Genomic DNA, 12,367 nt, shown 5'->3' with positions numbered 1-12,367 from the left:
CGTATAATAGTGGTGGGAGTATTAAGGGGTTTTAACCATGCGGAATGCACTGATTTATGTTCACCATGAACCATTAGCCCATTTGTTTTTGACTTATGGGATTTCGGCGAGTGATTTGCTGAATAGCCAGCAAAAACTGCCGGAACATTTGCTCCTGTTGCCACCTGTCAATGAACAGGAACAGATTGATCCGCACACTTGGTTTAATATTATCAATGGCAAGGATCAAGTGCGGGATTTTTTGCGTAGTAAGGAAGGGCAAACCCGCTGCTGGTTGGATTATTCGCGTTCGCGGTTTTTGCAGGAACTGACCCCTAATGAGATCGCAGAACTGCTATACTTAGGTCATGCGAAAACGCATCTGAACTCACCGTTTTACTATAAATTGCAAAATGAGCTGGTTTATTTGCCGATGCGTAATGGCACGGTCAATATGTATTTACGGCATGAAAGCTTATTTGAGGCCTTTTTAGCTGCGGCGATCAATAAATACTTACGACGAATTGCCAATGAACAGCCATTTTGGTTGCGGCTGCGACAACAACACTTTTCACATTTGTCGCACGGTGCCTATACGCAGCTGCTACCTTTACTTGAAGATGGTGTGGTATTTGATTTCCGTCACGTTCAGTTTTCGCGTGAACGGATCACGATTCCGTTGCTGGCGCTGCATGAGCGGTTTATTCCGGATGGTATTTTTCCGGATGAGACGGCCCGTAAACTCGGTAAGCTAGTTTTAATGCGGCAAAAGAATCAATGGTTGCTAGATCCCGATAGAAATCAAGAAAAAACCGAGCGCTAAAGAAACTGCCTGTTGTGGGGCAGTTTCGTGTTTTTAGGCAGGAAGAACCTGTTGTAATTGCAAATTGTTCCGTGATTTTGATTGAAAAATGTTTGTCATCTTGTTGAAAAACGAGGTGAAGTTGAAGAATTGGAGTCGAGTTAATGATGAAAATGACATTGGCAGAGATCGCACGTGTCGTAAAAGCCCAGCCACTCTCTGAAACAGTCGGTTCGCAAGTGGCAACCGGGGTGGCATTTGATTCGCGGCGATTGAAGCCGGGAATGTTATTTGTCCCATTGCATGGCGAGCGTGACGGGCACGAGTTTATTCCAGCGGCGGCTGCTGCGGGGGCAGTCGCAACTTTTGTGGCAGAGGACCATCTGCCAATGACGACTAAACTGCCAACATTGGTGGTCCCGGATCCGCTGGCAGCCATGCAGAAGTTAGCCCAGTATTATTTGCTAATGAAAGTGAACCCTAAAGTCGTTGCCATCACCGGCAGCAATGGGAAGACCACGACAAAAGACATGACTGCGGCGATTTTGGCAACGCAATACCATGTTGTGAAGACGCCGGATAATTACAATAATGAAATCGGTGTCCCAATGACGATTCTCAGTATGGAGCCCAATACCGAAGTGCTGGTGCTTGAGATGGGGATGGATCGGCCCGGCCAATTACATGCATTGTCATCGTTGGCCGAACCGGATGTGGCAGTGATTACCATGATTGGCGAGGCCCATATTGAATTTTTCAAGACGCGCGCTAAGATTGCAGATGCCAAGATGGAAATTACGGATGGCTTGAAAGAGGATGGCACCTTTATTTTTAACGGTGACGAACCGTTATTGGTGAGCCGCGCTAAGCAAGTCACCCAATCACAAGAAACATTTGGTTTACATCCGGAAAATACGCTTTTTGCCCATTCGATTAGCGGCCATCGCAATCATACCGAATTTACCGTCGAACAGTGGCCGGAATTGACCTTTTCAATTCCTATTATGGGTGAATACAATGTGGTCAATGCTTTGGCTGCGTTGCTAGTAGGTCGGCGTTTCCATGTCAAACCGGAAGCCATGCAAAAAGCACTGGCGCATTTTCAGGTGACGGCTAATCGCACACAATGGTTAATTGGCGATGTCGGCGAGCAGATTCTGAGCGATGTTTACAATGCCAACCCAACCGCGATGAAAGCAGTCATCCATGATTTTAGCGAATTTCAGACGGCAGGACGCCACATTGCTGTTTTAGGTGACATGCTTGAACTTGGCGATCAAAGCCGGGCGTTGCATGCGGGACTAGCCGATGCACTTGATCCGCACGAAATTCAGGAGGTTTACTTATACGGTTCGGAAATGCAGGCACTTGCCGAAGCGTTAACGACAAAGTATCCGCAAGATCAAGTACACTATTACCCGCTGGATGCCAAAAGTACCATGATTCGCGATTTGCAAAACGATGTCGGGCACGATGACATGGTGTTGCTAAAAGCGAGCCATGGTCTGCATCTGGAAACTGTTTTGGCTGCGCTGGTCGCAGGCGGACATGCGTGAATCGGACTTTGAACAAGATATTGAGGGGCATCAGTAAGTTTAATTTTCTTGAAAATACTAAAAGCTTTTACTACTTTTAATAGATGAAAGTGGGCATTACCTGTGCCTGGTTAACATATCTCGCAATCGCCGTCCTTGTTTTTCGATAGTGGACGTGCTACTATTGTTGGGATATGTTTTTTTGTCATTTACTGAAAATGCACGTGACGCCCGCGGATTTCTTGAAAACACGCTTGGGTAAACGCGTGCAAGAATTCTCAAGGAGGAACTCATTTGAAGTTTAAAGAACTAGGTTTGGATCATGATCTCTTAAAGGCAATCGCCCAGTCAGGTTTTGAGGAAGCGACGCCGATTCAAGCGGAGACGATCCCACTGGTTCTGGAAGGCAAAGATGTGATCGGTCAAGCCCAGACCGGTACCGGGAAAACGGCAGCATTTGGCTTGCCAATTCTGCAACACATCGATAAAGCCGACCGGAGTATCCAAGCATTGGTCATTTCCCCAACTCGGGAATTGGCGATTCAGACCCAAGAAGAGCTTTACCGTTTAGGCCGCGACAAGAAGATCAAGGTTCAGGCTGTCTATGGCGGCGCTGATATTCGCCGCCAGATTCGTCAGCTTGCTGACCATCCGCAAATTGTGGTTGGGACACCTGGTCGGATTCTTGATCATATTGGTCGTCATACCTTAAAGCTGGAACACCTTGATACCTTGGTGTTGGATGAAGCCGATGAAATGCTCGATATGGGCTTCATTGACGATATTGAAAAGATTGTTGAACAAATGCCGACTGAGCGTCAAACTCTACTGTTCTCCGCGACGATGCCGGCAGCGATCATGCGTTTAACCAACAAGTTCATGAAAGAACCTGTGATTGTCAAGATTAAGGCTAAGGAACTGACAGCAGATACCGTTGAGCAATATTATGTTCGGGCCAAGGACTATGAAAAGTTCGATGTCATGACACGACTATTTGACGTTCAGGATCCGGACTTGGCGCTGATTTTTGGACGGACCAAGCGTCGTGTTGACGAACTGACACGGGGATTAAAGGCGCGCGGATATCGGGCTGAAGGTATTCACGGCGATTTAACCCAGCAAAAGCGAATGAGCGTTTTGCGGCAGTTCAAGAGCGGCCAATTAGATTTTCTGGTTGCAACTGATGTCGCTGCTCGTGGGTTGGACATTTCTGGTGTCACCCATGTTTACAACTATGATATCCCGCAAGATCCGGATTCCTATGTTCACCGTATCGGTCGGACGGGACGCGCCGGACATAAAGGGGTATCCGTTACCTTTGTCACGCCAAATGAAATTGAATATCTGCACACCATTGAGGATCTCACCAAGAAGCGGATGTTACCGATGAAGCCGCCGACAGCTGAAGAAGCATTAATGGGCCAGATCTCCAGCGGCTTGGCAACCATCAAGGAACAAGTTGAAGCTAACGATACCGAAAAGTATGAAGCAATGGCTGAAACCTTGTTGGAAAACTACACCCCGTTGCAGCTGGTTTCGGCGTATCTCAAGGCAGTCAGCCCTGACGATGCGAGTGCCGTTCCGGTTAAAATTACACCAGAACGTCCATTACCACGTCGCGGCCGCAACAATCACGGCCATGGTAACAATCGTGGCGGTTATAAAGGCGGCTACAAAGGCAAGCGGCGCGATGGCGGCTATCAAGGTAATCGCGATGGCAAGCGCAGTTATGACAAGAAGCGCAACTTTGGCGACAAACGTAAAAACGTTAAGCGTAATTTCAAAATCCGTACGGGTGAATAATCACCAGTACGTTAATAGACCGGTCATTCATGCGAATCAATGACCAGCGCTGAAAAACGATCCTGGTGATGCAAGTCTGCATCTTCCGGGATCGTTTTTTCGTGCTCACTAGGCGGTTGTTTGGTGAAATGTTAAAATAGCGGTATCACAGATTTTTGGGAGGCGGCCATGATTTATGGTATTGGAGTTGATGTGACGGACTTGGCGCGGATTCAAGCGGCTCAAGAGAAGAACCATGGATTTGCTGCTAAGATTTTGACGCCGAAAGAATTGGCGAATTATCAACAACTCGATGGTCGGCGGGCGGTGGAGTATTTATCCGGTCGCTTTTCGGCTAAGGAGTCCTACTCAAAAGCTTTTGGGACAGGGCTGGGTAAAGTTGCCTTGCAAGATGTGGAAGTTTTGAATAACGAACTCGGCAAGCCAATTGTGACGAAACATCCCTTTCCCGGAAAGGCATTTGTTTCCATTTCCCATAGTGAGACTTTGGTGTTTACCGAGGTAATATTAGAAAAAGAAGGTCCTGAACGTGACGATCGGTAACTTGCGACCAGCAACGGTTTTGATTGATGAAACGGCAATTTTGCATAATGTTCAACATGAGGTAGCGCGCTTGAAGAAGCAGACGCAACTGTTTGCTGTGGTGAAGGCGGATGCGTATGGACACGGTATGTTGCGGGTGGCGCATGTGGCTAAAGCGGCCGGTGCCAGCGGTTTTTGTGTGGCGTTGCTTGATGAGGCATTGGATTTACGAGCGGCTAACTATACAGAGCCAGTGCTGGTGTTGGGAATCGTTCCGAGTCAGTATGCTGCCATTGCGGCTGCGCAGATGGTTTCGTTACCGCTCAGTAGTGTTGACTGGCTCAAGCAGGCCTTGCCAGTTTTAGAGGCGCAACCGGAGTTACCACCATTGCGGCTGCATATCGCTTTAGATACCGGTATGGGGCGGATTGGTTTTACGGATGATCAGACACTTTTGGATGCCGTTGCCTTCATTCAAGCGCATCCCAAGGCGTTCACAATTGAAGGGATCTTCACGCATTTTGCTACGGCTGATGATCCTGATGATGCTTACTTCAAACAGCAAGTTGCCAAATTCAACCATATGGTGGCTTTGTTACCGCACCGGCCACGCTATGTCCATGTGTCAAATTCGGCAACAAGTCTTTGGCATGCAGCATGTAACGGCAATATGGTTCGTTATGGTGTGGCAATTTACGGTTTGAATCCATCAGGTGATGTGATTCCGACCACACCGTTTCCGCTTGAGCCGGCTTTGTCACTGGAGAGCGAATTAACTTTTTGCAAGCAAGTTCATGCCGGCGATGGGATTTCTTATGGGGTGACGTATCGCGCTACAGGTGATGAGTTTATCGGGACGGTGCCAGTCGGTTATGCAGATGGCTGGCTGCGGCGGTTACAGGGCTTTCACGTCTTAGTTGATGGTCATCCGTGTGAAATCGTCGGGCGAATTTGCATGGATCAGTTCATGATTCGCTTGCCAAAAGCTTATCCGGCAGGTACCAAAGTTGTGTTAATCGGGCAAAGTGGCGATCAGGAGATTACGCTTCTGGACGTTGCTAAGTATAGCCACACCATTCATTATGAAATTGCCAGCAATTTAACATCGCGGTTGAAACGTCAAAGTATCAACCCGATTGCGCGTTAATATCGGTTTTAAGTAACTGGCTTAGATGAATCGATTTTTTTGACAGGTAGCCCATCAGCTGATTTTGTGCTAAAGTATCACCATGAACTTGGGAAGTTGGAGGAAGTTGTCATGAAGAAGGAAACGTCAGTAACGGTCGCGCTTGATAGTGCTATCAAAGCGCGTTTGGATGCCTATTGCGAGTTGAATGATATGGGTGTTCAGGATGTCATTACTGAAGCAGTGGCGAAGTTTTTGCAGTCACAAGCACCTGAGATCAATCAATTGATTTCTGGCTATGTGGCAATGGGACAAATCAATACGGAAATCAGCCATGCTTTCTCCGCCTGCGAAAGTGAGGCATACGCCCATATTCGATAAGCAGCAAGGGGGCCAAAGCATGGATGTAACAGTCAAACGCGGGGATGTATTTTTCGCCGATTTATCGCCGGTTGTCGGGTCGGAACAAGGCGGCAACCGGCCCGTACTTATTATTCAAAACAATGTTGGTAACCATTATAGCCCCACTGTTATCGTGGCTGCCATTACCTCCAAAATCCAAAAACCCAAAATGCCCACCCATGTCGGTTTGCGCGCCAAGCAAGACGGGGTTGAGCGTAATTCAGTCATTTTGCTTGAACAGATTCGTACAATTGATAAGCAACGGTTACAGGCACGCGTTACCGCTCTTTCAAGTGCCAAAATGGCAGCGGTGGATCGGGCACTGGCGATATCGGTCGGACTCGTCAGCTTGCCTAAGCCGAAAACATATAATAAAAACTAAGCAAACGCCTCGATGAAAAAGAGGCGCTTTTTTGATGAGCGTGAGCCAGCCCGGTTAGAAGCCGGAGTGTAAGTGGCCTTGGGCGTGATGGCCGGGCTTTGGCCATTGCGCCCAAGGTCCTTACACGCAGGCTTCTGGGCTGGCGAACGCGTTATGGGCGTAAACCAGAACATAAGTGGCCTTGGGCGTGATGGCCGGGCTTTGGCCATTGCGCCCAAGGTCCTTATACGCAGGCTTCTGGGCTGGCGAACGCGTTATGGGCGTAAACCAGAACATAAGTGGCCTCAGGCACAATGGCCGGTCTTTGGCCATTGCGCCCAAGGTCCCTACACGCAGGCTTCTGGGCTGGCGAACGCGTTATGGGCGTAAACCAGAACATAAGCGGCCTCAGACGTATGGCCGGGCTTTGGCCATTGCAACCAAGGTCCTCACACGCAGATCCTTGCACCAGGGAGCGTGTTATGGAGAATAAGTAATACATAACCAAGCTTAAGTAAGGGAGCGGTAAACGGCATGAAGCAAACAAAAATGGGTATTCGCGGTTGGGTTTTAAATGCTTTGGTGGCGGCTATTTATATTGTTTTATCGTTAGGACCGGCCAGCCTTAATCTTGCCAGCGGGGCGATTCAGTTTCGACTCTCGGAAAGCTTGAATCATTTAGTGGTCTTTGATCGTCGCTACTTGATCGGCGTGGTTTCTGGCGTCGTCATTTTTAACGCGATTTTTTCGCCATTAGGCTGGCTGGATGTTGTCTTTGGTGGCGGTCAGAGCCTAATTGGGTTATCGGTGGTAGCTTGGTTGGCGCCTAAGCTAAAGCAATTATGGCAACGTTTTGCGTTGAATATTGCGGTCATGACCCTGACGATGGCGTTGATTGCAGTTGAGATTATTTGGACCGGTCACTTGAAGTTTGCCACCATGTTTTTGCCAACATATGGATCTCTGATGCTGTCTGAGTTCATTGTCATGACTCTTTCTGCCCCAGTGATGCTGGCACTTGATCGGATTGTTCATTTTCGGACGGCCATGGCGCAAAAATAGGGATGGTGCCTAAGTTCTTTCGTGATACAGGGTTTATTTGGAATCTTGAAGACTTATTTGAAGTTATAAGCGTGTCATGGTACAGCGGATAAACGGTTCTAAAGCAGCAAGTTGCCTGCTTGGAGCCGTTTTTTTGTGGTTATGACGGCAATTTAATTTGTGCATGACAAAACAAATATGCGCAATCATCACGCGTGTTCGGTCAAAAAAATCTTGTCAATGAGACATGATTAGAATAATATGAGAACAATAACGCTGATAAGGACCGGACGTTAATGAATAAGGCGGAGATTCTATGAAAAGATTAAAAGATGATACCAATCTAATGTATTTGCCTGAATATGAGCATGCGGCTTGTGGCATGGGTTTTATTGCCCAAGTTGATGGTCATGCCAGTCATGAAATCGTGGAAAAGGCATTGACTATGTTACAGCGGATGAATCATCGTGGGGGTACTGGCGCGGAACCTGATACCGGTGACGGTGCCGGAATCCTGATGGCAATGCCGGATGCGTTTTTTCGCGATGAAATGACGCAAGCAGGATTGACACTGCCGGCTAAGGGTGACTATGCGGTTGCCCAATTGTTCTTACCCCATGATGAAGCCAAAAAGGCCGCCATGCTGCAGGCTGTGGTTGATCAAATTGACGACGCGGGCTTTCCGATACTTCGGACCCGTAATGTGCCGTTTATTTATGAAAATTGCGGCCCGGCTGCGCAACAAGCAATGCCGGGTTTTGTTCAGATTGTGGTGCAACGTCCGGCTGACACAAAGGCCGGGCGTGAATTTGAGGATCATTTATATGCGTTACGCCGCCAGTTGGAAAAGACCTTTGATCGGCAATCAATGTACATTTGTTCTTTTTCCAGTCGCACGCTAGTCTATAAAGGCATGTTGCATGCGTATCAAGTCAGTCTTTTTTATCCGGATTTGCATCGACCACAAATGCAAAGTGCTATCTGCCTGATTCATTCGCGTTTTTCGACCAATACGTTTCCCAGCTGGGATCGGGCACAACCGTTTCGTTTTCTGGCGCATAACGGTGAGATTAATACGCTTAAGGGCGCCGAAAATTGGATGACAAGCCACGGCATCGAAATTTATGACGAAACCGATTCCGACTCTGCTAAGCTGGAAAACTGCATGGAATACTTATATCGACACGGCCGTTCAATTCCACAATCATTGCTGATGATGGTACCGGAAGCCTGGGGTGCGGGTACCGAAATGTCGGATGAACAGCGCGCGTTTGACGAATATAATGCGACGTTTATGGCACCGTGGGATGGTCCCGCTGCTTTATGTTTCACCGATGGCATTCAAGTCGGCGCATTTCTTGACCGTAACGGATTGCGTCCATCGCGGTATACCTTGACCAACCAACGCCAACTGGTCGTCGCATCAGAATCCGGGGTCGTGGATATTGATCCCGGCGATATTGTTGAAAAGGGGATTCTGGCACCTGCAGAAATGCTGCTGCTTGATACAAGTACAGGACGGATTTTCAAAACCGATGAGCTAAAACGGCATTGTGCAGAAGGCTATCCATACCAACAATGGATCAATGCTAATCGGCTCACACTTGATCAATTGCCAGAGGTTCAGCCTAAAGAAGACATTGCACCTGATCAGCTCAAAAAACTATGGTTGCGGCACGGGTATACGCATGAAGTCATTCAGACAGCGTTGATCCCGATGGCTGAAAACGGCGGCGAACCTGTCTTGGCGATGGGGTTTGATTCGCCACTAGCAGTTTTAAGTAACCACCCGCAATCACTCTTCACCTACTTCAAACAATCTTTTGCGCAGGTGACTAACCCACCGATTGATCCATTGCGGGAAAAAGTAGTCATTGGAACATTTGGTTTTCTTGGCCGCGATGGCGATTGCACGCGCGATACTGCGGACAATTGTCACAAACTCAAAATTGATAGCCCTATTCTGGATGATCAAGCATACGCCAAAGTACTTAGTTTGGATTTGCCGCTTTTGAAGGTCGCTAAGTTATCTTTAGCCTACGATTTGACAGACCGACCTGATCGCCTGGCACATGTGCTCAAAGAATTGTTTACCCAAGCAGAAAATGCGATTGATAACGGGGCGACGATTCTAATCTTGACTGACCGGCCAGTTGCCGATAACCAGCTGACGATTCCGGTTCTTTTAGCCGTGTCGGGATTGCACAATTATCTGGTACGCCAAGGCAAAGGGACAGCGGCATCGCTAGTGGTGGATACGGCCGAAGCTTGCGAAATTCATCATTTTGCCTGCTTGGTCGGGTATGGTGCGGCGGCCATTCATCCTTATGGCGCATTTGCCACCTTGCGTGAGCGCGGCTATGACCAGCAGCTGCCGTCATTTTGTGCTGCTGCCACCAAAGGCATTATTAAGATTATGAGTCGGATGGGGATTTCGACGACTGCCGGCTATCAAGGAGCCCAGCTGTTTGAAGCGGTTGGACTGGCGGATGATGTCGTTGCCCAATACTTTACGGGCACCCCAAGCCGAATCGGCGGGATTAACCTGAATCAGTTGGAAAATGAGTACTATCAGAAGTATCAACTGGCTTTCAGTCATCATGCCATTGATGATTTACCTTCAGGCGGCAGCTTCCAATTCAAGGCGGATGGAGAAGCGCATCTTTATAACCCTAAGAGCATTTACCAGTTCCAAAAAGCGGTCAGAAGCGGTGACTATCAGGCCTATCAGCAGTATGCAGCCGAAGTAGAACAGGAAGCCAAAACAACTCCGGTCACCTTGCGTTCGATGTGGACGATCGTGCCAAGCGGCCAACAAGCGGTTCCTTTGAGTGAGGTCGAACCGGTCAGTGCCATTGTGAAACGCTTCAAGGCCGGGGCGATGAGTTTTGGTGCCCTTTCAGAAGAAGCGCATGAAACCATTGCGATTGCGATGAACCGGCTGGGCGCCCGAAGCAACTCGGGTGAAGGCGGTGAAAATCGCAATCGGTTCCATGTCGGGGCAGATGGCGTCAACCGCAACAGTAAGATCAAACAGGTTTCCACGGCACGATTTGGCGTCAATACCGAGTATCTGATGAGTGCCGAAGAAATTCAGATTAAAATGGCGCAAGGGGCTAAACCCGGTGAAGGTGGGCAACTACCTGCTGGCAAGGCATATCCGTGGGTGGCGAGCATCCGGGGTTCGATTGCCGGTGTTCAGCTGATTTCACCACCGCCGCATCATGATATTTACTCGATTGAAGATTTGGCCCAGTTGATTTACGATCTCAAACAAGTCAATCCTTATGCCAAGATCAACGTTAAGCTTGTGTCCTCGACCGGAGTTGGCACGATTGCCGCCGGAGTGGTGAAAGCCGGCGCGGATACGGTCGTCATCTCAGGTTATGACGGCGGAACCGGCGCCGCTCCTCGAAACTCCACGCGTGACTGTGGCTTGCCGTGGGAAATGGGATTGGCAGACGCCCACCAGACGCTGGCATTAAATCGATTGCGGCAGCGAACGACTTTGGAAGTTGACGGTAAACTCTTAACCGGGCGCGACATTGCGGTTGCGATCATGTTAGGTGCCGAAGAGTTCAGTTTTGGCACCCTGACCATGGTAGCGCTGGGATGCGTGATGATGCGAAAATGCAATCTCAACACCTGTCCGGTCGGCATCGCCACCCAGAATCCGGAATTGCGCAAACTCTACGCCGGACGCCCGGAAAACGTCATGCATATGATGCAATTTTTAGCCGAAGATCTGCGCGAACAAATGGCGGCTTTGGGTTATCGCACCGTAGATCAAATGGTTGGACACGGAGAACACCTAAAACCTCGCTATGTGCCATATGGCAAGGCAAAGACATTGAATTATGACCGAATGTTAGGCAAGACGGTTCCGATTGCGCGTAAAAAAGCCAATCCATTTAAGCCGAAATATGACTGGCCGGATTTGGATCGGTTTGCTGAAACCAGTCTTAAACAGCAAAATGCCACCTCGATTGATTTACCGATTAATAATGTGGATCGGGCGGTTGGAACGCGCCTAGGCGGATGGATTGCCGCGCATTTTGGCAATAATGGGTTGAAACCGGGGCAGCTGCAGTTTAACTATCACGGTACGGCAGGCCAGAGTTTTGGGGCGTTTATTACGCAAGGATTAGCCATCAAACTGGTCGGGGAAGCTAATGACTATGTGGGTAAAGGGCTTTCTGGCGGCCGGTTGATTGTGGCGGCACCAGAACAGGCGCGAGAACTTTATACGCATTCACCGATCGTCGGCAATGTTGCATGCTTTGGTGCAACAGGCGGTGAGGCTTACTTTAACGGGCGGGCCGGTGAACGTTTCTGTGTCCGTAATTCCGGGGCACAAGTGGTCGTTGAAGGCGTCGGCAATAACGGCTGCGAATATATGACCGGTGGGGTTGCCGTCATTCTAGGGCGCACAGGGCGCAATTTTGCGGCCGGGATGACCGGTGGCGTTGCGTATGTTTACGACTGGACACATGACTTTGCCAAAAATTGCAGCCAGGAGCTCGTGGACTTGTACCGGCTAGATGAAGCAGGCGATGATAGTGTGCTGCTGGATTTATTGAAAAAGCATGTGCAATATACACAATCCGAGACGGCCGAAATGATTTTGACACACTGGGAAACCGAGAAAACAAAGTTCGTGAAAGTTTATCCGCGTGATTATCATAAGATGCGCGATCTCATTCAAAAGTTTACCAAGCCCGAGTTGTCTGAAGAACAGGTCATTGAGCAGGCTTTTGACACGGCGATGGGCAATGGACACTAGCCGATGATTTTGA

The 12,367-nt window shown here is 48.8% G+C and carries 9 protein-coding genes; all 9 read left to right on the top strand.

The window, feature by feature from the left end:
- Nucleotides 1-37: 37 nt before the first annotated feature.
- The 9 genes from EL173_RS13080 to gltB all read left to right on the top strand — a co-directional run bounded on the left by EL173_RS13080 (nucleotide 38) and on the right by gltB (nucleotide 12,354).
- A complete protein-coding gene (locus EL173_RS13080; RefSeq protein ID WP_005691211.1) occupies nucleotides 38-802 on the top strand; it encodes a hypothetical protein in 765 nt (254 codons plus the stop codon).
- A 146-nt stretch (nucleotides 803-948) separates the two neighbouring features.
- The gene (locus EL173_RS13075) at nucleotides 949-2,337 is read left to right on the top strand and encodes a UDP-N-acetylmuramoyl-tripeptide--D-alanyl-D-alanine ligase (protein ID WP_014571607.1); all 1,389 of its coding nucleotides are present in this window, start codon (nucleotides 949-951) and stop codon (nucleotides 2,335-2,337) included.
- A gap of 273 nt (nucleotides 2,338-2,610) precedes the next feature.
- Complete coding sequence (gene cshA / locus EL173_RS13070; RefSeq protein WP_005686635.1) at nucleotides 2,611-4,119, top strand: degradosome RNA helicase CshA; 1,509 nt, start codon at nucleotides 2,611-2,613, stop codon at nucleotides 4,117-4,119.
- 168 nt (nucleotides 4,120-4,287) lie between these two features.
- The gene (acpS, locus tag EL173_RS13065; RefSeq protein WP_005686634.1) at nucleotides 4,288-4,662 is read left to right on the top strand and encodes a holo-ACP synthase; all 375 of its coding nucleotides are present in this window, start codon (nucleotides 4,288-4,290) and stop codon (nucleotides 4,660-4,662) included.
- Nucleotides 4,649-5,788, top strand: a complete 1,140-nt coding sequence (gene alr, locus EL173_RS13060; protein WP_064522064.1) for an alanine racemase — start codon at nucleotides 4,649-4,651, stop codon at nucleotides 5,786-5,788. The genes acpS and alr overlap by 14 nt, the downstream gene beginning before the upstream one ends.
- A gap of 111 nt (nucleotides 5,789-5,899) precedes the next feature.
- Entirely contained in the window at nucleotides 5,900-6,148 is a 249-nt protein-coding gene (locus EL173_RS13055) for an antitoxin (RefSeq protein WP_005686632.1), read from the top strand.
- Nucleotides 6,149-6,167: 19 nt separating this feature from the next.
- Complete coding sequence (locus tag EL173_RS13050; protein ID WP_005686631.1) at nucleotides 6,168-6,551, top strand: type II toxin-antitoxin system PemK/MazF family toxin; 384 nt, start codon at nucleotides 6,168-6,170, stop codon at nucleotides 6,549-6,551.
- Nucleotides 6,552-7,064: 513 nt separating this feature from the next.
- Nucleotides 7,065-7,592 (top strand): QueT transporter family protein, encoded by a 528-nt coding sequence (locus EL173_RS13035; protein ID WP_005691221.1) that lies wholly within the window; start codon nucleotides 7,065-7,067, stop codon nucleotides 7,590-7,592.
- A 295-nt stretch (nucleotides 7,593-7,887) separates the two neighbouring features.
- Nucleotides 7,888-12,354, top strand: coding sequence for a glutamate synthase large subunit (gene gltB, locus EL173_RS13030; RefSeq protein WP_005691223.1), 4,467 nt, complete (start codon nucleotides 7,888-7,890; stop codon nucleotides 12,352-12,354).
- Nucleotides 12,355-12,367: the final 13 nt, after the last annotated feature.

This window comes from Lacticaseibacillus rhamnosus, assembly GCF_900636965.1.
GTDB lineage: Bacteria > Bacillota > Bacilli > Lactobacillales > Lactobacillaceae > Lacticaseibacillus > Lacticaseibacillus rhamnosus.
This window is presented reverse-complemented; position numbering and strand designations above follow the sequence as displayed.